This is a genomic window from Roseomonas sp. 18066 (assembly GCF_902706185.1).
GTDB lineage: Bacteria > Pseudomonadota > Alphaproteobacteria > Acetobacterales > Acetobacteraceae > Pseudoroseomonas.
This window is the reverse complement of sequence record NZ_CACSJM010000001.1, coordinates 27,585-50,324: the sequence shown is the minus strand read 5'-3', so window position 1 is coordinate 50,324 and position 22,740 is coordinate 27,585. Positions and strand designations below refer to the sequence as shown.

At 69.1% G+C, this 22,740-nt stretch carries 21 protein-coding genes; 10 read left to right on the top strand and 11 right to left on the bottom strand.

The window, feature by feature from the left end; translation table 11 throughout:
• Positions 1-444: 444 nt before the first annotated feature.
• Positions 445-1,542: a branched-chain amino acid aminotransferase gene (locus GVN67_RS00220; RefSeq protein ID WP_159992239.1), complete on the top strand. Its 1,098-nt coding sequence runs from the start codon at positions 445-447 to the stop codon at positions 1,540-1,542.
• 39 nt (positions 1,543-1,581) lie between these two features.
• On the opposite strand, the gene GVN67_RS00215 is transcribed toward GVN67_RS00220, so the two are convergent.
• On the bottom strand, positions 1,582-2,478 hold the full coding sequence (locus tag GVN67_RS00215; RefSeq protein WP_159992238.1) for a LysR family transcriptional regulator: 897 nt from the start codon (positions 2,476-2,478) through the stop codon (positions 1,582-1,584).
• A 137-nt stretch (positions 2,479-2,615) separates the two neighbouring features.
• Here GVN67_RS00215 and GVN67_RS00210 point away from each other — a divergent pair, with 137 nt between their 5' ends.
• From GVN67_RS00210 to GVN67_RS00200, 3 genes are read left to right on the top strand one after another with little or no spacing between them, the layout of a single operon-like run.
• A complete protein-coding gene (locus GVN67_RS00210; protein ID WP_304621450.1) occupies positions 2,616-4,259 on the top strand; it encodes an NAD(P)/FAD-dependent oxidoreductase in 1,644 nt (547 codons plus the stop codon).
• A 1-nt stretch (position 4,260) separates the two neighbouring features.
• Positions 4,261-5,226, top strand: a complete 966-nt coding sequence (locus GVN67_RS00205; RefSeq protein WP_159992237.1) for an alpha/beta hydrolase — start codon at positions 4,261-4,263, stop codon at positions 5,224-5,226.
• On the top strand, positions 5,223-6,008 hold the full coding sequence (locus tag GVN67_RS00200; RefSeq protein WP_159992236.1) for an SDR family NAD(P)-dependent oxidoreductase: 786 nt from the start codon (positions 5,223-5,225) through the stop codon (positions 6,006-6,008). The genes GVN67_RS00205 and GVN67_RS00200 overlap by 4 nt, the downstream gene beginning before the upstream one ends.
• Here the strand turns inward: GVN67_RS00200 and GVN67_RS00195 are convergent.
• Complete coding sequence (locus GVN67_RS00195; RefSeq protein WP_159992235.1) at positions 6,005-6,730, bottom strand: SDR family NAD(P)-dependent oxidoreductase; 726 nt, start codon at positions 6,728-6,730, stop codon at positions 6,005-6,007. The two genes, GVN67_RS00200 and GVN67_RS00195, sit on opposite strands and share 4 nt — an antisense overlap.
• A 174-nt stretch (positions 6,731-6,904) precedes the next feature.
• On the opposite strand from GVN67_RS00195, the gene GVN67_RS00190 reads away from it, so the two are divergent.
• Positions 6,905-7,882: a phosphoribosylaminoimidazolesuccinocarboxamide synthase gene (locus GVN67_RS00190; RefSeq protein ID WP_159992234.1), complete on the top strand. Its 978-nt coding sequence runs from the start codon at positions 6,905-6,907 to the stop codon at positions 7,880-7,882.
• Between the two features lie 43 nt (positions 7,883-7,925).
• Here GVN67_RS00190 and GVN67_RS00185 read toward each other — a convergent pair whose 3' ends face one another.
• Positions 7,926-8,180, bottom strand: a complete 255-nt coding sequence (locus GVN67_RS00185; protein ID WP_159992233.1) for a hypothetical protein — start codon at positions 8,178-8,180, stop codon at positions 7,926-7,928.
• Between the two features lie 485 nt (positions 8,181-8,665).
• Between GVN67_RS00185 and GVN67_RS00180 the strand changes: the two genes are divergently transcribed.
• The 3 genes from GVN67_RS00180 to GVN67_RS00170 all read left to right on the top strand — a co-directional run bounded on the left by GVN67_RS00180 (position 8,666) and on the right by GVN67_RS00170 (position 11,768).
• Positions 8,666-9,634, top strand: a complete 969-nt coding sequence (locus GVN67_RS00180) for a helix-turn-helix domain-containing protein (RefSeq protein WP_159992232.1) — start codon at positions 8,666-8,668, stop codon at positions 9,632-9,634.
• Positions 9,635-9,773: 139 nt separating this feature from the next.
• Positions 9,774-11,291, top strand: a complete 1,518-nt coding sequence (gene adh, locus GVN67_RS00175) for an aldehyde dehydrogenase (protein WP_159992231.1) — start codon at positions 9,774-9,776, stop codon at positions 11,289-11,291.
• A 57-nt stretch (positions 11,292-11,348) separates the two neighbouring features.
• Positions 11,349-11,768, top strand: coding sequence for a DUF779 domain-containing protein (locus GVN67_RS00170; protein WP_159992230.1), 420 nt, complete (start codon positions 11,349-11,351; stop codon positions 11,766-11,768).
• Here the strand turns inward: GVN67_RS00170 and GVN67_RS00165 are convergent.
• From GVN67_RS00165 to cyoA, 7 genes are read right to left on the bottom strand one after another with little or no spacing between them, the layout of a single operon-like run.
• On the bottom strand, positions 11,761-12,330 hold the full coding sequence (locus GVN67_RS00165) for a response regulator transcription factor (protein WP_159992229.1): 570 nt from the start codon (positions 12,328-12,330) through the stop codon (positions 11,761-11,763). The two genes, GVN67_RS00170 and GVN67_RS00165, sit on opposite strands and share 8 nt — an antisense overlap.
• A complete protein-coding gene (locus GVN67_RS00160; RefSeq protein WP_200845053.1) occupies positions 12,320-13,618 on the bottom strand; it encodes an ATP-binding protein in 1,299 nt (432 codons plus the stop codon). The genes GVN67_RS00165 and GVN67_RS00160 overlap by 11 nt, the downstream gene beginning before the upstream one ends.
• A gap of 33 nt (positions 13,619-13,651) precedes the next feature.
• Positions 13,652-14,419, bottom strand: a complete 768-nt coding sequence (locus GVN67_RS00155) for an SURF1 family protein (RefSeq protein ID WP_200845052.1) — start codon at positions 14,417-14,419, stop codon at positions 13,652-13,654.
• A gap of 4 nt (positions 14,420-14,423) precedes the next feature.
• Positions 14,424-14,852, bottom strand: coding sequence for a cytochrome o ubiquinol oxidase subunit IV (gene cyoD, locus GVN67_RS00150; RefSeq protein WP_159992228.1), 429 nt, complete (start codon positions 14,850-14,852; stop codon positions 14,424-14,426).
• Positions 14,849-15,487 (bottom strand): cytochrome o ubiquinol oxidase subunit III, encoded by a 639-nt coding sequence (gene cyoC, locus GVN67_RS00145; protein WP_159992227.1) that lies wholly within the window; start codon positions 15,485-15,487, stop codon positions 14,849-14,851. The genes cyoD and cyoC overlap by 4 nt, the downstream gene beginning before the upstream one ends.
• A 5-nt stretch (positions 15,488-15,492) precedes the next feature.
• Positions 15,493-17,496, bottom strand: a complete 2,004-nt coding sequence (gene cyoB, locus GVN67_RS00140) for a cytochrome o ubiquinol oxidase subunit I (RefSeq protein ID WP_159992226.1) — start codon at positions 17,494-17,496, stop codon at positions 15,493-15,495.
• A 41-nt stretch (positions 17,497-17,537) separates the two neighbouring features.
• Positions 17,538-18,662, bottom strand: a complete 1,125-nt coding sequence (cyoA, locus tag GVN67_RS00135; protein WP_159992225.1) for a ubiquinol oxidase subunit II — start codon at positions 18,660-18,662, stop codon at positions 17,538-17,540.
• Positions 18,663-18,863: 201 nt separating this feature from the next.
• On the opposite strand from cyoA, the gene GVN67_RS00130 reads away from it, so the two are divergent.
• A complete protein-coding gene (locus tag GVN67_RS00130) occupies positions 18,864-20,198 on the top strand; it encodes an MFS transporter (RefSeq protein ID WP_159992224.1) in 1,335 nt (444 codons plus the stop codon).
• Positions 20,199-20,331: 133 nt separating this feature from the next.
• Entirely contained in the window at positions 20,332-21,675 is a 1,344-nt protein-coding gene (locus GVN67_RS00125; RefSeq protein WP_200845051.1) for an NtaA/DmoA family FMN-dependent monooxygenase, read from the top strand.
• A 34-nt stretch (positions 21,676-21,709) separates the two neighbouring features.
• On the opposite strand, the gene GVN67_RS00120 is transcribed toward GVN67_RS00125, so the two are convergent.
• Entirely contained in the window at positions 21,710-22,615 is a 906-nt protein-coding gene (locus tag GVN67_RS00120) for a 2-hydroxyacid dehydrogenase (RefSeq protein ID WP_159992223.1), read from the bottom strand.
• Between the last annotated feature and the right edge of the window lie 125 nt (positions 22,616-22,740).

Here is a 22,740-nt window from a genome sequence, read left to right as displayed (position 1 = left end):
TCTGTCCCGCAATAGTCCTCGGGATGAAGCTCGCGACTCCCAGCAAAACCGCGCGGCCGCCCCCGCCGAAGTCCCTGCCGCCACCGCCACAGTCCTCGCCGATGCTGGGGACAAGGTTTTTCAGCGCCCTGCCGCGAATCGCGTTTCTGTTCATCGACTCGCGGCCGGGTTTTCCCGCCAAAGTCCTCATCCACCGGTGCCGGGCAAGGCGCAGGAAAACAGCGCCTTGCAGGCCGATCCGGAGTCGGCGTCGATTCGTCATCGATTCGCAACAAAACGACTCCCCGCCAAAGTCCCCAGACTCGGCCGAGACGAGATCGGGCAGACGCGCTGACCTATCAGAACCAGCGCGCATGGGTGGAATGTTGACGGAAGGGGGGCGGAATCGTACGGCCATTGCGGTAGACTGCCTCCACGCGCAACAAAACTGCGGACACCGGCCCCATGAGCTCGACCAGCCCGACCCCGATCAGCATCACCCGCACCCGGACGCCGCAGCCGCGCCCGGCCGATGCCTCGCTTTCCTTCGGCAAGGTCTTCACCGACCATATGTTCGTCATGAACTATGTCGAGGGGAAGGGCTGGCACGACCCGCGCGTGGTCCCCTATGCGCCGCTGTCGATGGACCCGGCGACCTCGGTGCTGCATTACGGCCAGGCGATCTTCGACGGGCTGAAGGCCTTCCGGGGCAAGGATGGCCAGATCCGCCTGTTCCGCGCCCAGCGCCATGCCGAGCGGCTGAACAAGTCGGCCCGCGCGCTGTGCATCCCCGAGCTCGATGTCGAGCTGGTGCGCCGCTCCTTTGAGGCGATCGTCGGCGTCGACCATGAATGGGTGCCCTCGACCCATGGCACTTCTCTCTACATTCGCCCGACGGTGATCGCGACCGACGTGATGCTCGGCGTGCATCCGGCGCACAGCTACACCTATTTCGTCATCTGCTCGCCGGTCGGCGCCTATTACAAGGAAGGCGTCAAGCCGGTCCGCATCCTGGCGACCGACAACCATGTCCGCGCCGTGCAGGGCGGCCTCGGCGAGGCCAAGACCGCGGCCAACTACGCGGCCTCGCTCTCCGCCCAGCAGGAGGCCGAGCGCGCCGGCTACACCCAGGTGCTGTGGCTGGACGGCGTCGAGCGCAAATACATCGACGAGGTCGGCACCATGAACATCATGATGCAGATCGGCGACGAGGTGATCACGCCGCCGCTGGCCGGCACCATCCTGGACGGCGTCACCCGCAACTCGATCCTGACCCTGCTGCGCGACTGGGGCGTGAGCGTCTCCGAGCGCCGCATCAGCATCGACGAGGTGATGCAGGCCGGCCGCGACGGCACCCTGCGCGAGATGTGGGGCACGGGCACCGCGGCGGTGGTCTCGCCGGTGGGCGAGCTCGGCTACAAGGGCGAGAAGATCAGCATCGGCAATGGCCATACCGGCCTGCTGACCCAGAAGCTCTACGACGCTATCGTCGGCATCCAGTATGGCGCCGCCGACGACAAGCATGGCTGGACCAGCACGGTCCCGGCGCTGACCGAGGCCTGATCCTTCCGGGGGAGGGGAGGGCGGTTCCCGCCATTCCCCTCACTGCGGCCTGCGCGAGAATTCCTCTTCCAGGAAATCGAGGAAGAAACGCAGGCGCGGGCTGGGGTGGCGGCGGCCCTGGTGGACGGCATAGATCGCCTCCTCCATCCGCGGCTCCTGCTCCGGGAACAGTTTTTTCAGCTTGCCCTCCGCCAGCGCCTCGCGGATCTGGAAATCGGCCAGCCGCGCGATGCCGACACCGGCCACCGCCAGCGCCATCAGCATCTGCCCCTGGTTGGCGGTGACGCCGCCGCGCGCCGGGATGCGGCTGACCGAATGGTCGGCGCCACGAAAGCTCCAGGTGCTCCAGGGCATCCGCTTGTTGAAGTTCAGGCATTCATGCTCGGCCAGCTCCGCCGGGCTTTTGGGCGTGCCGTGCTCGGCGAGGTAGCTGGGCGCCGCGCAGATGATCCAGCGCATCGTCGTCACCCGCCGCGCGACCAGCGAGCTGTCCGGCAGCTCGCCGATGGAGATGGCCAGGTCGACGCCGCCCTCCAGCAGATTGCCCGGCTCGTTGCCGAGGACGAATTCCAGCCGCAGCCCGGGATGCTGGCGGCGGAATTCCGGCACCAGCGGCGCCAGCAGGTGGATGGCAAAGGTCGGCACCGAGCGGATGCGCAGCACCTCTCCCGTCAGCCGGCCGCCCTGGGCGCTGGCCTCGGCCTCCTCGACGGCGGCGAGCGCCTGCAAGGCGGCGGGGTAGAAGGCTTCGCCCTCCGGCGTCAGCGCCAATGACCGCAGCGAGCGATTGAACAAAACAACGCCCAACCGGTTCTCCAGCCGCGCCACCAGCTTCGACACGGCGGATGGCGTCAGCGACAGCGCTCTGCCGGCGGCCGAGAAGCCACCATCCTCCACCGCGCGGACGAAGACGCGCATTTCCGCCAGCCGGTCCATCCCATCGCCCCCCGTATTGTGACGGATCTTCACACCAGTTTGGCGATTTTGGAAATTGTCGTGCCCGGCCACCCCTCCTAGCCTTGCCCGCAAGCGGCCCCGCCAGAGCGGCCACCATCGCCCAGGGAGGGCCATGCATGTCCACCGCCATTCAGACCGATGCCGCGCCGATGGCGCCGCCGGGCGAAGCACTCGACGCCATCATCATCGGCGCCGGCTTCGCCGGGCTCTACCAGATGCACAAGCTGCGCGACGGGCTGGGCCTCGCGGTGCAGGGGCTGGAGGCCGGCAGCGATGTCGGCGGCACTTGGTACTGGAACCGCTATCCCGGGGCGCGCTGCGATTCCGAAAGCTACTACTACAGCTTCTCCTTTTCCGAGGAACTGCAGCAGGAATGGGATTGGAGCGAGCGCTATCCCGAGCATCACGAGATCCGCCGCTATCTCGGCCATGTCGCCGAAAAATTCGACCTGCGGCGCAGCTTCCGCTTCGACACCCGGGTGGCGTCCGCCCGCTATGACGAGGCGGCAAACCTCTGGCGGGTGACGACGCAAGCCGGCGAGACGCTGTCGGCGCGCTACCTGATCACCGCCATCGGCTGCCTGTCCTCGGCCAATATCCCCGACATTCCGGGCCTCGACGGCTTCGCCGGGCAATGGGTGCATACCGGGCGCTGGCCGAGCGAGGGCGTCGACTTCACCGGCAAGCGGGTGGGGCTGATCGGCACCGGCTCCACCGGCATCCAGGCGACGCCGGTGATCGCGGCGCAGGCGGCGCATCTGACGGTGTTCCAGCGCACCGCCAATTACAGCATCCCGGCGCGCAACGGCCCGGTCTCGCTGGAATTCCGCCAGGAGGTGCGCGCCAACTACGCCGCCATCCGCGAGCGCGCCCGCGCCGCCCCCAACGGCCATCCCTTCGATTTCGGCGACCAGTCGCCGCTGGAGCTCGACGCGGCGGAGCGCCAGGCGCGCTACGAGGCCGGCTGGGAACGCGGCGGCCTGCGCTTCCGCTCGATCTTCCGCGACCTGCTGACCAACCGGGCGGCGAACGACACCGCGTCGGACTTCATCCGCGGCAAGATCCGCGACGTGGTGCAGGACCCGGCGACGGCCGAGAAGCTCACCCCGCGCGACCATCCCTTCGCCACCAAGCGGCCGCCGATCGACAGCCATTATTTCGAGACCTTCAACCGCGACAATGTCGATCTCGTCGACATCAAGGCGACCCCGATCGAGGCGGTGACGCCCGACGGCATCCGGCCATCCGACAAAGAAATTCCGCTCGACATCATCGTCTTCGCCACGGGCTTCGACGCCATGACCGGCGCGCTGCTGGCCATCGACATCGAGGGCCGCGGCGGGCAAAAACTGAAGGACGCCTGGGCGGCGGGGCCGGTCACCTATCTCGGGCTGCAGGTCGCGGGCTTCCCGAACCTGTTCACCATCACCGGCCCGGGCAGCCCCTCGGTGCTGACCAATATGCCCGTCGCCATCGAGCAGCATGTCGACTGGATTGCTGACTGCATCACCCATCTGCGCGACAACGGCCTGCGCTCGATCGAGGCCGAGCCCGACGCCGCGGAAAAATGGGTCACCCATGTCAACGAGGCGGCGGCGGCGACCTTGCTGCCCCAGGCCAATTCCTCCTGGTATCTGGGCGCCAATGTGCCGGGCAAGCCGCGCGTCTTCATGCCCTATGCCGGCGGCATGGCGCGCTATGCCGGGATCTGCGCCGATGTCGCCGCGCGCGGCTATGACGGCTTCCGCCTGACGCCCTGAGATGCCGAGGACACCGCCGGGGATCAGCCCCGACCTGAAGCGCCTGCTGGCCGCCATCCGCCTGGGCGGCGCGCCCTCTTTCGAGGCGCTGACGCCGGAAGCGGCGCGCGAGGCCCATGCCGCGCGCGGCCGCGTTATGCAGCATCCGGGCGTCGACCTGCCGGAAATCCGGGAGCTCGCGATCGAGCTGCCGGACCGCCGCATCCCGCTGCGGCTCTATCGCGGCGCGATCGCCGACGCGCCGCAGCCCTGCCTGCTGTTCCTGCATGGCGGCGGCTGGGTGCTGGGCAGCCTGGAGACGCATGACGCGCTGTGCCGCGCGCTGGCCCAGCGGCTGGGTGCTGCGGTGCTGGCGGTCGACTACCGCCTGGCGCCGGAGCATCCCTATCCGGCGGCGCTGGACGACGCCCTGGCCGCGCTGCGCTGGCTGCACGCGCAGGCGCCCGCCTTGAACATCGACCCCACGCGCCTCGCGGTCGGCGGCGACAGCGCCGGCGGCGGCCTGGCCGCCACCCTGGCGCTGATGGGCCGCGACGGCGCCGCGCCGTGCAGCTCCTTCCAGATGCTGCTCTATCCGGCGGTGGATCTGCGGATCACGCCCGACCGCTATCCGCGCCCGAGCGACGCCATGGTGCTGACCGGCGCCACCATGCGCTGGTTCATCGGCCACTATCTGCCCGACCCGGCGCGGCGCGCGGATTGGCAGGCCTCGCCGCTGCTGGCGCCGAGCCTGGCCGGCACGCCGCCCGCCTTCCTGCTGACCTGCGGCCAGGACCCGCTGGCCGACGAGGGGTTGGCGTATGGCAGCAAGCTGGAGGCCGCGGGCGTGCCGGTGACCGCGCTGCACCTGTCCGGCGAGGCGCATGCCATCCTGACCATGGACAAGGCGATCGGCGCGGTGCCGGCGGTGCTCGATCTTGCGGCCGCAACCCTGCGCGCCGCCTGGGGAAAACAGGAAAAAGAATGACACGGGATGAGGGGAGGGGGCGGCTGGCCCTGGTCACGGGCGGCGCCAGCGGCATCGGCCTGGCCACCGTCGAGCTGCTGGCCGAGCGCAACTGGCAGGTCGTCATCGCCGATATCGACGGGGCCCGGGCCGAGGCCGCCGCCGCGCGCCTCGGCGCCCGCGCCATCACGCTGGACGTTACCGACGCCGATGCGGTGGAAGCTGCGTTTGAAAAGCTGGAGCGCGAGGCCGGCCCGGTCGAGGCGGTGATGGCCAATGCCGGGCTGATCCAGCCGGGCGCCCGGCCGGAGGAGCTGCCGCTGGCCGAGTTCGACCGCATCGTCGCGGTCAATCTGCGCGGCGTCTATGTCACCTGCCTGGCCGCCGGCCGGCGGATGGCGCCGCGCGGGCGGGGGGCGATGGTGCTGACCGGCTCGATCACCGCCAGCCGCGCCGTGCCGCTGCATGCCTATGCGCCGACCAAGGCGGCCGTCGTGCATATGGCGGCGTGCCTGGCCGGCGAATGGGGCCGCTCGGGGCTGCGGGTGAATGCCGTCTCGCCGGGCTTCGTCGCCACGCCGCCGTTGCAGGCCGCTATCGACAAAGGCTTGCGCGACGCCGCCAAGCTGGCCGATGGCGCCGCCATGGGCCGCATGGTGGAGGCCTCGGAAATCGCCAAGGCCGTCGGCTTTCTGCTCTCCGACGACGCCTCGGCCGTCAGCGGTATCGACCTGCCGGTCGATGCCGGTTGGCTGGCGACCGGGCATTGGGCGACCTATGGGGGCCCCCGCGCGCCGCGCTAGCGGAAATGGGTCGCCCCGTTGATGTCGAAGACGGCGCCGGCCGCATAGCCGGCGCCGGGACCCAGCAGGAAGATGGCGGTGGCCGCAATCTCCTCCGGCTTTGCCATGCGGCCCAGCGGATAGTTCTCGGGGCGGTAGCCGCGGCCCTCGGTCATGGCGGTCTCCACCGGGCCGGGGGCGATGGCGTTCACCAGCACGCCTTGCGGCGCCGCGCGGCGGGCCAGCCAGCGGATGAAGGCATGCAGCCCGCCCTTGGAAAAGGCGTAGTGCGGGCCGGAGACGATGCCGCCCATCCAGCCGGCGATCGAGCCGCAGAACACCATCCGCCCGCCGCCCTGGGCCGCCATCGGCGCCAGCAGCGCCCGGGCCAGGTTGATCGGCCCGCCGACATTGACCGCCAGCACCTGCTGCAAGGCCGCGTCCCAGTCCGGGGCCATCCAGTCGTCGGCCGGGCAGATCGCCGCCGTGTCGACCAGCCCGTCGATCCGCCCGGCCTGCGCCACGAAGGCCTCGACGGCGGCGCGGTCGCTGGTGTCCAGCCGGTGGCAATGCGCGACCGCGACGCCGCTGCGGGCGGCGATGGCGGCGGGCTCGGCCAGGTCGGCGGCGATCACCTGGGCGCCCTGCTCCGCCGCCAGCCGCGCCGTCGCCGAGCCGATGCCGCCGGCCGCACCCGTCACCAGCACCCGCTGCCCCTGCAGCGAGAAAACCCCTGCGCCCATCCGCGCCTCTCCCTTGAAAGATGGCCCTTCTGGGTGAGGACCCTGGCGGGAAGGCTGCGCCTTTGCCGCGGCCCTGGCCAGGGGTGGCGGCATGGGCGCCCCGCCTGACAGCCGTGCCGTGATCGGCTAGAAGCAGCGGCAGCCGCCGCCTGCGCCGCAGAAGGATCGAAGAGCATGGACCCCGCCACCCTCCGCGCCTCGGCGCAGCGCATCCTCCGCGACGCCACCATCGCCGAGCTGCCGAACCACTACAGCGGCAAGGTGCGCGACAATTACGACATGCCGGATGGCAGCCGGGTGATCATCGCCACCGACCGGCTGAGCGCCTTCGACCGCATCCTCTGCGCCGTGCCCTACAAGGGCGAGCTGCTGACCCAGACCGCCCGCTTCTGGTTCGACGCCACCCGCGACATCTGCCCGAACCACGTCCTGTCCTATCCGGACCCGAATGTGGTGATCGGCCAGCGGCTGGAGATCCTGCCCGTGGAGATCGTGGTGCGCGGCTACCTCGCCGGCACCACGGGCACCTCGGTGCTGACCCTCTACAAGGCCGGGCAGCGCGAGATGTACGGCATCACCCTGCCGGACGGCATGCGCGACAACGAGCGCCTTCCGCAGCCGATCATCACGCCGACCAGCAAGGCCTTCGACGGCGGCCATGACGCGCCGCTGACCCCGGCCGAGATCATCGAGCAGAAGCTGCTGACGCCCGCGCAGTGGCAGCAGCTGAGCGACTATGCCCTGGCCCTTTTCGCCCGCGGGCAGCAGATGGCGGCCGAGCGCGGCCTGATCCTGGCCGACACCAAGTACGAGTTCGGCACCGATGCCGAGGGCCGCATCGTGCTGGCCGACGAGATCCACACCCCCGACAGCAGCCGCTACTGGCAGGCCGCCAGCTATCCCGCGCGCTTCGAGGCCGGCCAGCGCCCCGAGAGCTTCGACAAGGACTTCGTTCGTTCCTGGGTGGCGGCGCGCTGCGACCCTTACAACGATGAGATCCCGGAAATCCCGGAGCAACTCGTGCTCGACACGGCCGCTGTCTATATCCAGGCCTATGAAGCGATCACCGGCCAGCGCTTCGACCCGGCCCCGCTGCCCGGCACCGTGCTGGAGCGGATCCGCGGCAACCTCGCCCCCCTGATGCGCGGCTGATTGCGGCCCGGCGCGGCGGGGCCCCCCCGCCGCGCGCCTGCCTTCAGCCGAACAGCCAGTCGGAAAAGTGGCCGGCGACCGAGCCGCCGATATCCAGCAGGTCGCCGAGATCGACGTGGTTGTCCTTGATGTCGCCGATATCGATGTCGCCGACATTGATGTCACCAAGGTTGATGTCGCCGATGCTGATGTTACCGGCGAAGACGCCCAGGATGCCACCCAGGTCGATATCGATGTTGATGTCCTGGACTTGCGGGGCCGGCGGCGCGGGCGGCTCGTGATGCGGGTGCTTGGACATGGCGGGTCTCCTTTCTGGAGGGGCTGGCGGCTTTCTGCGCGCCAGGCCCGCGCGGCGTGCGGGATTTGCACGGCGGGGAAACCGGATGAAAGCACAGCGGTTCTGCGCTGCATCATCGAAACGATGGATTCCGGAATAAAGGATAGTTTATCGCGACGGCCATGACGCAGCCGGACGCGCCAATTATGCATGTCCAGGACGCCGGAACTGGTCCAGTATGTCTGGATTCGTCGAGAATTCCCCTGTTTTGCCGAATATCGTCGCCGTTTCTCGCCCCGGATAGGCGCGGGGGTTTGAAGATCCGCGCCTCGTTCCGGCCTAATAGTTTTTGTTGGGCGAAAATACTGCGGAAAATTGGGGTGGCGGTCCTCGTTACCCGGGCGCGCGCGAAACGGTAAAAACCCTGGGCCGCCCCCCGCCGCCATGCCACTCTGCGGAAGACAGAGCCCTGCGAAGGGGCCGCCCGCCACCCCCCGGAGGAAGCGATGCAGGCCACCCCTGTCCATCATGCCGCGCGCGTGCAGGCCATGCTGCGCGACCATTCCGCCGCCGCCCGTTCCAGCATCGCCGCTTCCTGGCTGCGCTCGGCGCGCGACCATGGGCTGGACCCTGAATCCAGCCGGCCGCCGCAATGGCTGGAGGAAGCCCGGCTGCGCGAGGCCCGCGACCGCATGGCGCCGATGCTGCGCGCCGCCGCGCCCGTGCTGGACCGGCTGCTGGAGACGGTCGGCGAAAGCGGCTGCTGCATCCTGCTGACCGATGCCGAGGGCGTGCCGCTGGAACGCCGCGGCCGCGCCGGCGACGATGCCAGCTTCCGCCGCTGGGGCCTGTGGACCGGCTGCGTCTGGAGCGAGGGCGCCGAGGGCACCAACGGCATCGGCACCTGCCTGGCCGAGGGCCGCGCGCTGACCATCCATCGCGACCAGCATTTCTACACCCGCAACACCGTGCTGACCTGCAGCACCGCGCCGCTGCACGACCATGCCGGGCGGCTGGTCGGCTGCCTGGACCTGTCGAGCTGCCGTGGCGATGTCGATCGCGGCATGGTGGCGCTGCTGGGGGCGGCCGTCGGCGAGGCGGCGCGGCGCATCGAGACGGCCGAGTTCCGCCAGGCCTATGCCGGCGCCCGCATCCTGCTGGCCAGCGAGGCCGGGCCGGAGGGCGCGCTGCTGGCGCTGGACCGCGACGACCTGGTGATCGGCGCCAACCGCGCCGCCCGCCGCGCCTTCGGCATCTCGGCCGAGGCCATGGCGGCGGGCCTTCCCGCCGCCAGCCTGCTGTCGCCCGGCGAGGCGGAGCAGCTGGACCAGGCCGAGCGCGGCGTGCTCAGCCGGGCGCTGGCGCGCTCGGGCGGCAATGTCTCGGCCGCCGCCCGGCTGCTCGGCATCAGCCGTGCCACGCTGCACCGCAAGATGGCCCGGATGGGCCTGGGCCCCCGCGCGCCGCGCGGATGATGCGCCGCACACCTGTCGCGCTTCTGCGACAGGTCGCCCGCGCTGGCGGCGCCCGCCCGCTGACAGCGCGGCCGCGGCGACGCCAGATACGACAAGAACGGCGCCCGCCACAGGGACGCCACACAGGGGAGCGACCGCCATGACGCAGCAGCAATTCGACCGCAGCTCGAAGCCGCCCTTCGCCGCGCGCTACGGCAACTTCATCGGCGGCAAGTTCGTCGACCCGGTCGGCGGCCGCTATTTCACCAATACCTCGCCGGTCAACGGCCAGGTGCTGTGCGAGATCGCGCGCTCGGACGCGGCCGACATCAACCTGGCCCTCGACGCCGCGCATGCCGCCAAGGAGGCCTGGGGCCGCACCGCCCCGGCCGAGCGCGCCAACATCCTCAACCGCATCGCCCAGCGCGTCGAGGACAATATCCCGCTGCTGGCCGCGGCCGAGAGCTGGGACAATGGCAAGCCGATCCGCGAGAGCACCGCGGCCGACCTGCCGCTGGCGGTCGACCATTTCCGCTACTTCGCCGGCTGCATCCGCGCCCAGGAAGGCAGCCTGTCGGAAATCGACCACGACACCGTGGCCTATCACTTCCATGAGCCGCTGGGCGTCGTCGGCCAGATCATCCCCTGGAATTTTCCCCTGTTGATGGCGGTGTGGAAGCTGGCGCCCGCCTTGGCGGCCGGCAATTGCGTCGTGCTGAAGCCGGCCGAGCAGACGCCGGCCTCGATCCTGGTGCTGGTCGAGCTGATCGCCGACCTGCTGCCGCCCGGCGTGCTGAACGTGGTCAATGGCTTCGGCCTGGAAGCCGGCAAGCCGCTGGCCTCCTCCAACCGCATCGCCAAGATCGCCTTCACCGGCGAGACCACCACCGGCCGGCTGATCATGCAATATGCCAGCCAGAACCTGATCCCGGTGACGCTGGAGCTCGGCGGCAAGTCGCCCAACATCTTCCATGCCGATGTCGCCGCCGAGGATGACGATTTCTTCGACAAGGCGGTCGAGGGCTTCGTCATGTTCGCGCTCAACCAGGGCGAGGTCTGCACCTGCCCGTCGCGCGCGCTGATCCATGAGAGCATCTACGACCGCTTCATGGAGAAGGCGCTGCCGCGCGTCGCCGCCATCATCCAGGGCCATCCCATGGACCCGTCCACGATGATCGGCGCCCAGGCCTCCAGCGAGCAGATGGAGAAGATCCTCAGCTATCTCGACATCGGCCGCCAGGAAGGCGCCGAGGTGCTGGCCGGCGGCGCGCGGCGCGAGATGCCGGGCGAGCTCGCCGGTGGCTACTACGTGCAGCCCACGGTGTTCCGCGGCCACAACCGCATGCGCGTCTTCCAGGAGGAGATCTTCGGCCCGGTCGTGTCGGTCGCCACCTTCAAGGACGAGGACGAGGCGCTGTCGATCGCCAATGACACGCTCTATGGCCTGGGCGCCGGCGTCTGGTCGCGCGACGGCAACCGCGCCTATCGCTTCGGCCGCGCCATCCAGGCCGGGCGCGTCTGGACCAACTGCTACCACGCCTATCCGGCGCATGCGGCCTTTGGCGGGTACAAGCAGTCGGGCATCGGCCGCGAGAACCACCGGATGATGCTCGACCACTACCAGCAGACCAAGAACCTGCTGGTCAGCTACAGCCCGAAGAAGCTCGGTTTTTTCTGAGTTGTTGAAAGGGGGAGGGGGCTCGTTGGCCCCCTCCCATGCACAGGGGGCACTGGCATGACCGAGGTTCCGGAACGGGTTCGCGCGACCGATGCCGCGCTGGGCTTGTTGGAAAAGATCGTCGCGGACCATGGCCCCGTGCTGTTCCACCAGTCGGGCGGCTGCTGCGACGGCTCCTCGCCGATGTGCTACCCGGAAGGAGACTTCCTGATCGGCGACGGCGACGTGAAGCTCGGCGAGATCGGCGGCGCGCCGGTCTATATCGGCGGCGCGCAATTCGCCGTCTGGCGTCACACCCAGCTGCTGATCGACGTGGTGCCCGGGCGCGGCGGCATGTTCTCGCTCGACAACGGGCGGGAGCAGCGCTTCCTTACCCGCTCCCGCGCCTTCTCGGCGGCCGAGCTCGCGGCGCTGGGCGAGGCGCCGCGCGAAGGGCCCGAGCCCGACCTGTCGGTCTGCGCCATCCCCGCTACTTGACCTGGCGCTTCTCCAGCTTGCGGGCGAGCGTGCGGCGATGCATGCCCAGCCGCCGCGCGGCCTCGGAGATGTTGAAGCCGGTCTCCGCCAGCATCTGGTGGATGCGCTCCCATTCCAGCGTCTTGATCGAGGTGGGGCGCGCGCTCAGCGGCGTCTCCACCTCGCCCTCGACGCGGGCGAAGGCGGCCTCGATGTCGTCGGTGTTGGACGGCTTGGCCAGGTAGTGGCAGGCGCCGAGCTTGATCGCCTCCACCGCCGTGGCGATGCTGGCGAAGCCGGTCAGCACCACGATCAGCATATCCGCGTCATGCGCATGCAGCGCCTGCACGCAGGCCAGGCCGGAGGCGCCGGCCAGCTTCAGGTCGACCACCGCATAGCCCGGGTGGCGGCCGGCCAGCAGCGCCTGGGTCTCCTCCAGGCTGGCGGCCACCAGCACCTCGTAGCCGCGGCGCTCGAAGGAGCGGCGCAGGGTGCGGGAGAAGCTTTCGTCATCCTCGACGATCAGCAGCAGGCGGCCGGGCGGATGGCCAGGCGGCGAGGCGGGGGTGGCGTCAGCCTGCATGGGGCGGCTCCGGATCATCGATGGCGAGCGACGCGATCGGCAGGGTCAGGGTCACGGTCGCCCCCCCCTCCGGCCGGTTGCGGGCGGCGAGGCTGCCGCCGAGCTTGCGCAGCACGTTGAACACCAGGAACAGGCCGAGGCCGCCGCCCTGCCGCCCCTTGCTGGAGCGATAGGGCTTGCCGAGCTCGGCCAGCATCTCGGGCAGGAAGCCCGGGCCCTCGTCGCTGACTTCCAGCACCAGGTCGTCGCCGGCGCGGCGCACCGACAGATGCACCCGCTGCGGCGAGACCTCCAGCGCATTGTCGAGCACATTGCCGATGACCTGCTGCAGCGCCGGGTCGGCGACCAGGCGGATATCCTCGGTCAGCCCGTTCTCGTAGCGCAGCGCCTGGGTCGAGCGGGCGGCGCGCCATTCCTCGATGCAATCCTCGAGGAAGTCGTCCAGCGTGGTCAGCGACGGCGCCTCGCCGCGCGCCTCGCCGGCCGAGAGCAGGATGCCGGTGACGATGCTCTTGCAGCGGGCGAGCGCCGCCTGGGCCTCGGCGATCTCCTGCATCAGCTCGGGGCTGGACTGGAAGGCGGGCAGCCGCTTCCAGTCGCCGAGGATGACCGAGACGGTGGCCAGCGGCGTGCCCAGCTCATGCGCGGCGCCCGAGGCCAGCAGCCCCATGCGCACGATATGGTCCTCCTCCGCCGCCTGCTGCCGCAGATGCGCCAGCTTGGCGTCATGCGCGCGCAGATTGCCGGTGATGCGCGTGACGAAGACGGCGAGCAGCACCGCATCGAGCACGAAACAGACAAGAATCCCCTGCAGGTGCAGGCGGAACAGGTCGTCCTCCAGATGGGCGGGCAGCACCAGCGGCCGATAGGCCAGCGTCAGGCCGAGGCAGCACAGGCTGGTCAGCGCCACCATCGCCCAGGTCCAGCGCACCTCCAGCAGGATGGCGGCCAGCACCACCTGCAGCAGATAGAGGGCGACGAAGGGGTTGGTGGCGCCGCCGCTGAGATAGAGCTGCACGGTCAGCACCATCACGTCGAAGGCGATGGCCAGGAACAGCTCGGCCTGGGTCACCGGGCTCCGCAGGCGCAGCCGCAGCAGGCTGACCAGGTTCAGCGCCACCAGCACCGCCAGCATGAAGGCCATGACGCGCAGCGGCAGGCGGATGCCGAAGCCCCATTCGACCACGGCGATGGTGACGACCTGGCCGATCACCGCGATCCAGCGCAGCTGGATCAGCTGCTGCATATTGGCGCTGCTGGCGGCGAGCCGGCTGGTCGTGGCGGTCATTCTTGTCTTTCGGCAGCGCGAGCGGAGAGCGGGTCAGCGCCGGCGGGCGCGCCACTCCTCCCGGATCAGATAGGAAGCCGCCCCCGCCAGCATCAGGGCCAGGGTGAACCAGGTGGCCGCATAGACCAGGTGGTTGTTGTTGAAGCGGATCACCGTCATGCCGCCGACCGGCAGCGCCGCAGGGTCGGGGCCGGCGGCCTGGTCGACGAAATAGGGGGCGACGCCGCCGGGCGCGCCGTCGAGGCCCAGATCGGCGGCCAGCGCCGCGACGTCGCGCGAATACCAGCGGCCGGCCGCCGGGTCGTTGCTGCGCAGGAAGCCGCCGCCGGGCTCGGTGATGCGCAGCAGCCCGGTCAGGCGCTGCGGCGTGCTGTCCGTGGCACGCGCCGCCGGGTCGCGCTGTTCGGCGCCGACGAAGCCGCGATTGACCAGGACGGTGAAGCCGGCGTCGCTGCGGAAGGGGGCCAGGACCCAGAAGCCGGCGCCGCGCAGGGTCGCCGCCTGCACCAGCCGGTCGGGGCCGGGCAGGAACCGCCCGGCCAGGGCGACATGGCGGTATTCGGCGGAGGCCGCATCGATCCCGGGCCATTCGGCCGGGCCGGGGGCGGCGAGAGCGGGCGCGTTCACCCGGCTCTCGATGCGGTCGATCAGCGCCAGCTTCCAGGCGCGGCGCTCGACCTGCCAGGTGCCCAGCGCCAGCAGGGCGACGATGCCGGCCATGGCCAGGGCCAGCAGCAGCCCCAGCCGAGCCGGCGAGGCAGGCCGCGGGCCCACCGCTGCCGGCTCGGTGGTGGTGGTCATGGGCTTAGGGCATGTTCCGCATGTCATGCGGCGCCATGGGCATCATGTTGGTGTCCAGGTGGTACATGACCCAGAGCGAGCCGGCGATGGTGATGACCACGATGATCAGGGTGAAGATCAGGGCCAGCATGATCCAGCCCCCCTCCGACTTCCCGTTCATGTGCAGGAAGTAGATCATGTGGACGACGATCTGCACCACGGCGAAGGCCATGACCAGCGCCGCGGTGACCCGCGGGCTGGCGAAGACCTCGCCCATCACCAGCCAGAAGGGGATGGCGGTGAGGATGACGGCCAGCACGAAGCCGGTGACATAGCCCTTCAGGGTGCCATGCGCGGCGCCGTCATGGCCGTGGTCGTCGTGGTGATTGTCGTGGCCATGGCCGGCGGGGCCATGGTCGTGGTGGCCGGCATGGCCGTGCGGCTGCGCGCTCACTGCAGCACCCCCATCAGGTAGACATAGGAGAAGACGCCGATCCAGACGACGTCCAGGAAGTGCCAGAACAGGCTGAGGCAGCTCAGGCGCCGGCGGTTCGACGCCGTCAGCCCGCCGCGGCCGACCTGGACCATCAGCGTCACCAGCCAGACCAGGCCGAAGGTGACGTGCAGCCCGTGGGTGCCGACCAGGGTGAAGAAGGCGGAGAGGAAGGCGCTGCGCTGCGGCCCGGCGCCGACATGGATCAGGTGGTGGAACTCATAGAGCTCCAGCCCGATGAAGGCGGCGCCGAACACCCCGGTGACGCCCAGCCAGAACAGCGTCGCCGCCTTCCGGTTGCGCGCCATCTCCAGCATGGCGAAGCCATAGGTGATCGAGGAGAACAGCAGCATCGAGGTGTTGATGGCGACCAGCGGCAGGTCGAACAGGTCGGCGGGCGAGGGGCCCGCCGCGTAGTTGCGGCCGACCACGCCATAGGTCGCGAACAGGACCGCGAAGATGAGGCAGTCGCTCATCAGGTAGATCCAGAAGCCGAGCATGGTCCCGTCGCCGGGGTGCACGGTCTCCCGCCCGTCCGTGATGTAGAAGGCGGGCTTGCCGTCGGGGCCTATCGTGTCGATGGGATGCGCGGACATGCGGCTCACTCCGCCGCCGACAGCAGGCGGGTGCGACGGTCCTCGGTCGCCACCACCTCTTCGGCCGGGATGTAGAAGTCACGGTCGTTGTTGAAGGTATGCGCGATCGAGTAGATGACGATCGCCGCGAAGCTCAGCACCGCCAGCCACCACATGTACCAGATCATGCCGATGGCGAAGCCGACCGACAGCCCGGCCAGGATCACGCCGGCGCCGGTGTTCTTCGGCATGTGGATGGCGTGGAAGCCGGAGACCGGGCGGACATGGCCGCGGCCCTTCATGTCCCACCAGGCGTCATGGCTGTGGATGATGGGGGTGAAGGCGAAGTTGTAGTCCGGCGGCGGCGAGGAGGTGGCCCATTCCAGCGTCCGGCCGCCCCAGGGGTCGCCGGTCAGGTCGCGCAGCTTGTCGCGGCGCAGGAAGCTGACGACGATCTGCAGCAGGAAGGCGCCGATGCCGACCGCGATCAGCACCGCGCCGATGGCGGCGATGACGAACCAGATCTGCAGCGAGGGGTCCTCGAAGCGGCTGATGCGGCGGGTCACGCCCATCAGGCCCAGCACGTAGAGCGGCATGAAGGCCAGGTAGAAGCCGATCAGCCAGCACCAGAAGGAGACCTTGCCCCAGAACGGGTCCAGCTTGAAGCCGAAGGCCTTGGGGAACCAGTAGGTGATGCCGGCCAGCAGGCCGAAGACCACGCCGCCGATGATGACGTTGTGGAAATGCGCGATCAGGAACAGGCTGTTGTGCAGCTGGAAGTCGGCCGGCGGCACGGCCAGCAGCACGCCCGTCATGCCGCCGATCACGAAGGTGATCATGAAGCCGATGGTCCAGAGCATCGGCACTTCGAAGCGGATGCGGCCGCGGTACATGGTGAACAGCCAGTTGAAGATCTTCGCACCCGTCGGGATCGAGATGATCATCGTCGTGATGCCGAAGAAGGAATTCACGCTGGCGCCGCTGCCCATGGTGAAGAAATGGTGCAGCCAAACGATGTAGGACAGGATGGTGATGACGACGGTCGCATAGACCATCGAGGTATAGCCGAACAGCCGCTTGCTGCAGAAGGTCGAGACGACTTCCGAGAAGATGCCGAAGGCGGGCAGGATCAGGATGTAGACTTCCGGGTGGCCCCAGATCCAGATCAGGTTCACGTACATCATCGGGTTGCCGCCGAAGTCGTTCGTGAAGAAGTTGGTGCCCACATAGCGATCGAGCGACAGCAGCACCAGCACGGCCGTCAGCACCGGGAAGGCGGCGACGATCAGCACGTTGGTGCAGAGCGAGGTCCAGGTGAAGACCGGCAGCTTCATCATGGTCAGCCCGGGCGCGCGCATCTTGACGATGGTGGCCACCAGGTTGACGCCGGAGAGCAATGTGCCGACGCCGGCGATCTGCAGCGCCCAGATATAGTAGTCGACGCCGACCCCCGGGCTGTAGGCCGAACCTGACAGCGGCGGATAGGCCAGCCAGCCGGTCTGCGCGAACTCGCCCACGAACAGCGACATCATGACGATGGCGGCGCCGGCGGCGGTCATCCAGAAGGAGAAGTTGTTCAGGAAGGGGAAGGCCACGTCGCGCGCGCCGATCTGCAGCGGCACCACGAAGTTCATCAGCCCCGTCACCAGCGGCATGGCGAAGAAGAAGATCATGATCACGCCATGGGCGGTGAAGATCTGATCGTAATGGTGCGGCGGCAGGTAGCCTTCCGCGCCGCCGAAGGCGATCGCCTGCTGCGCCCGCATCATCAGCGCGTCGGAGAAGCCGCGCAGCAGCATGATGAGCGCCAGGATGACGTACATGATGCCGATGCGCTTGTGGTCGACCGTGGTCAGCCAGTCGCGCCACAGCGGACCCCAGAGCCTGAAATAGGTCAGCGCCCCCATCGCGGCCAGCCCGCCGAGGGCGACCGCGATGAAGGTGATGACCAGGATCGGCTCGTGCAGGGGCAGGGAGTCCAGCGACAGGCGGCCGAACACGAACGACATTTGGTCCGGATTTGGGGACATGGGGCTATTCTATCGTTCCGTTGTCATTGCGTGGGCGGGGCTCAGTTGACCTGCCCGGCGGGCGGCGTGGCGGCATCGGCAGCGGGGCCCTGGGCCACCTCCTGCCGCACGCCGACCGGGTCGGCGGGCGTGCAGAGGGCCAGGACGAAGCGCTGGGCGGTGTTGCGCTGGGCGGGGACGGCGGCGGCGCCGGCGCCACGGCGCTGGGTCTTGTCGTATTCGAGGGCGGCGACGTTCAGCAGCCCGGCCGGGCCGAGGCCGCCGGCGGCGTCGATGCGCATCATCTCGCTGGAGCACATCTTGGTGCTGTCGACGCAGCGGTTCAGCACGGCGGTGAACAGCTCCGGGTCCAGGCTGGCGAAGCGGCGCACCGGCTCGCGCACCGAGGGACGCTCGAGCTCCAGATAGGCGGCCCGGTCCAGCGCGCCGCCGGCGGCCTTGTTCTGCGCCACCCAGGCGTCGAAGCCGGCCTGGCTCAGGCCGTGGAACTTGAAGCGCATGTCGGAGAAGCCGGCGCCGCTGTAGTTCGAGGACAGGCCGTCATAGACGCCCTCGCGGTTGATCACCGCGTGCAGCTTCGTCTCCATCCCCGGCATGGCGTAGATCATGCCGGCCATGGCCGGGATCGACAGCGCGTTCATCACCGAGGAGGCGGTGATGCGGAAGTTGATCGGGGTGTCGACCGGCGCGGCCAGCTCGTTCACCGTGGCGAAACCCTGCTCCGGGTAGATGAACAGCCATTTCCAGTCGAGCGCCACGACCTCCACGGTCAGCGGCTTGTGCTCGGCGGTCACCGGGCGCGCGGCATCGATGCGGGACAGCGGGCGATAGGGGTCGAGCAGATGCGTCGCGGTCCAGGTCATGGCGCCCAGCACCACGATGATGGCCAGCGGCGCCGCCCAGATCACCACCTCGAGCTTGGTGGAGTGGTGCCATTCGGGATCATAGGTCGCGGCCTTGTTCGAGGCCCGGTAGCGCCAGGCGAAGAACAGGGTGAGCACCATCACCGGGATGATGATCACCAGCATCAGCACCGTCGAGGCGATGATCAGGTCGCGCTGCTGGGCGGCGATGTCCCCCGAGGGGGACATGATCACCAGGTTGCAACCCGGGAGAAGGAGGCCCAGCGGAAGCAGGGCCAGGAGGCGCAAAATCTTGGGGGGCATGCCACTCGCTCAGGAAACCATGCTGCGGTGCACCCTCTTACAGAGGGGGTAGGAGAGGCAGGGATTGGACGTTTTGTCCTATCCTCGGTCCTGTTAGCATTGTTGCGGGATCGCCTGACTTGACAGGTTCGGGACCACAACAAGTCGCGGCCCCTGTTTGCGCCCGACTGATTATAAAACGTTGAAAGAGGGGCGGAGCTTATGATCCAGGCGCCTGACGCGGCATTGCATTCGTCCTCGCTGGAACGCGATGCCCGGCTGATCCACGACGACCACGAGGCCTCGGCGGGCGACATCGCCCTGGGCGTGGTGATCGGCCGCACGTCCGAATTCTTCGACTTCTTCGTCTATGCCATCGGCTCGGCGCTGGTCTTCCCGGCGCTGTTCTTCCCGGAATTCAGCCCGCTGCAGGGCACGCTCTGCGCCTTCGCCATCTTCGCCCTGGCCTTCATGGCGCGGCCGGTCGGCTCCTTCGTCTTCATGGCCGTCGACCGCCGCTACGGCCGCGGCACCAAGCTGACGGTGGCGCTGTTCCTGCTCGGCGGCTCCACCGCCTCGATCGCCTTCCTGCCCGGCTTCGAGAAGATCGGCTGGTGGGCCGTGGCCCTGCTGGCGCTGTTCCGCCTCGGTCAGGGCTTCGCGCTCGGCGGCGCCTGGGACGGGCTGGCCTCGCTGCTGTCGCTGAACGCGCCGAAGAACAAGCGGGGCTGGTATGCGATGGTGCCGCAGCTCGGCGCCCCGCTCGGCTTCCTGCTGGCCAGCGGCCTCTTCGCCTATATCTATTCCACCCTGTCGACCCAGGACTTCCTCGACTGGGGCTGGCGCTACCCCTTCTTCGTCGCCTTCGCGGTGAACGTGGTCGCGCTCTTCGCCCGGCTGCGGCTGGTGGCGACGCGGGAATTCTCCAACCTGCTGGACAAGCACGAGCTCGAGCCCACCACGGTCTTCTCGCTGCTCGACAACGAGGGCCACAACGTCCTGATCGGCGCCTTCGTGCCGCTGGCCAGCTTCGCCCTGTTCCACCTGGTCACCGTCTTCCCGCTGGCCTGGATCGCCCTGACCACCGACCGGTCGCCGGCCGACTTCATGGTGGTGCAGATGATCGGTGCCGGGCTCTGCCTGGTCAGCGTCGTGGTCTCCGGCCTGCTGGCCGACCGCATCGGCCGGCGCAGCCAGCTGGCCACCGGCGCGGTGCTGATCGGCCTCTTCGCCCTGGCCTCGCCCTTCCTGCTGAATGGCGGCCGGCATGGCGAGACCATCTTCGTGCTGGTGGGCTTCACCCTGCTGGGCCTGTCCTTCGGCCAGGCCAGCGGCGCGCTGGCGTCGAACTTCTCGCGCCGCTTCCGCTACACCGGGGCCGCCATCACCTCGGACATCGCCTGGCTGCTGGGCGCCGCCTTCGCGCCGCTGGTGGCGCTGAGCCTGTCCGACCTGATCGGGCCGGCGGCGGTGGGCGCCTACCTGCTCTCCGGCGTCGCCTGCACCCTGGGCGCGCTGCGGCTGAACCGCCGCCAGCTGGAGATCCAGGACCGCTAGATTTTCTGGCAAGCTCCGTCGCCGGGGAGGGGGGTCGCGCAGGCGGCCCCCCTTTTTCATGGCGGGGCCCCCGGCCGCGGAACGGTCATTGCATGGCTGACGCCGACCCTTCTGCCCCGTGAGGAGCCCGCCCTTGGCCAAGCCGATGATGCATCTGGGTTTCGATCTGTCCTACGCCCATATGGGCGGCCGCTGGCGCAAGCCGGAGGCGCTGCGCGGCCACCGCTTCCCCGATGTCGGGATGTACGAGCAGGTGGCCCGCCTGGCCGAGCGCGGCTGCCTCGACCTGCTCTTCACCGGCGACGGCACCGGGGTGCCGGACACCTATGGCGGGTCGCGGGATGCCGCCATCGAATGGGGCATGAACTGGCCGCGGCAGGACTTCAACCCGCTGATGGTCGCCATGTCGCGGGTGACCCGCCATATCGGCTTCGGCCTGACCTATTCCTCCACCTTCATGCACCCCTACTACCTGTCGCGGCTGATGAACTCGATCGACCACATCACCGGCGGGCGGGTGGCGATGAACCTGGTCACCTCCACCCGCAAGTCGGATGCCGCCAATTTCGGCTTCGACGAGCTGATGGAGCACGAGGCCCGCTATGACCGGATGGAGGAGTTCGTCGATGTCTGCCGGCTGCTCTGGGACAGCGCGCAGCCCGACGCCATGCTGTGGGACGCGGCCACCGGCCGGGTGACCGAGCCGTCGCGCATCGGCGATGTCCGCCACCATGGCCGCTTCTTCAAGGTGGAGGGGCCGCTGAACACCCCGCCATCCCCCCAGGGGCGGCCGGTGCTGGTGCAGGCCGGCGGCTCGCCGCGCGGCATCCGCGCCTCGGCCTATGTGGCCGACCATGTCTTCGGCCAGGACATGGCGCTCGCCTCCCAGGCCCGGCAGCGGGTGGCGCTGGACAAGGCGCTGGTGGAGCTGGGCAAGGACCCGGCCAAGGTGGGCATCCTGTGGCAGACCCCGATCACGGTGGCCGAAAGCCGCGCCGAGGCGGTCGCCCGCAAAGATTCTCTTCTGTCTTTCATCCCGCCCGAGGCGGTCGGCGCCTATCTTTCCTACAACTGCGGCTATGATTTTTCGACATTGCCGGCGCGTTTCACCCTGGGGGACATCCAGAAAGAAATCGTCGCCGCCAATGCCTCGCCGGTCGGCCCGGTGCAGAAGATGGCGGAGGAGCTGGGCGAGGACACGGAAATGACCCGGGCAGAATTCCTCGAGGAAGGCGCCCGCTATGCCACCAGCCACAACACCATGCTGGCCGGCACCGCGCCGGAGCTCGCCGATATCCTGGAGGAGGCCTTCGAGGCCACCGGGTCGCGCGGCGGCTTCATGCTCGGCCACACCGCCTCGCTGTTCGAGGACCTGACCGGCATCGTCGAGCTGCTGGTGCCCGAGCTGCAGCGCCGCGGCCGCTTCCGCACCCGCTATTCCACCACCACCCTGCGCGAGACCCTGGCGGAAAGCTGAGACAGGGGGGGGCGCCAGGCCCCCCCGAAAAGAATCAGCCGCCGACGCTTTTGACGATGTCCAGCGCGCGGCGCAGCATGGTCATGGTGGCCTCGGGCGTCATGAAGCCGGCATGCGCCGTCAGCGTGACATTGTCGAGGCCGAGGAAGGGGTCGTCGCTGGCCGGCGGCTCCTGGCTGAAGACGTCGATGGCGGCATGCCGCACATGCCCCTCGCGCAGCAGGGCGGCCAGCGCGGCATTGTCGACGATGTCGGCGCGGGCCGTGTTGACGAAGATGACGCCACGCTTGGTCAGCTTCAGCCGCTCGGCGGTCAGGAAGCCGCGGGTGTCGTCGTTCAGCGCCATGGTCAGGCACAGGATATCGGCCCTGGCCAGCACCTCCTCCAGCGGCGCCAGCGGCGCGGCGGGGCTGTCGATCGGGCTGCGATTCCAGGCCAGCACCTGCATGCCCAGCCCCTGGCCCATGCGGGCCACCTCGCGGCCGATGCCGCCCAGGCCCACGATGCCCAGCACCTTGCCGTTGACCTGCAGCCCCTCCACCTGGCGCCACTGCCCGGCGCGGACCTCGCGGTCCATCTTGGCGACGCCGCGCGCCGCCGACAAAGCGAGGGCGATGGTGTGCTCGGCGACCGTGGTGTCGCCATAGCCCTTGATGGTGTGCACGGTGATGCCGTTCTTCGCGGCCGCCGCCAGGTCGATGAAGCTGGAGGCGCCGGTGCCCAGGAAGACGATGTGCTTCAGATCCGGGCAGCGCCCGAGCAGATCGGCGTCAAAATAGCTGTGGTCGACGATGCAGGTGTCATGGCCGGCCAGCAGCGCCGGAATATCCGCCGGCTGGCCCGGCTCGACATTCACCGTCACCGCCGGATCGCCGGCCGCGCCCACCGCGTTCCAGAGCGGGATCATGTCGTCGAAGCAGTCGAGAAAGATGGTGGTCATGCCAGCCGATTCTCCGAAGGGGCCGATATGCCCATGCACGATGCGGGCCGCTCTGGCAAACGCCTAATTCTTGGGCCGATTCCTTCCGGGGGCGGAATCCGTCTGCTGCATCGCGGCGAAATGCG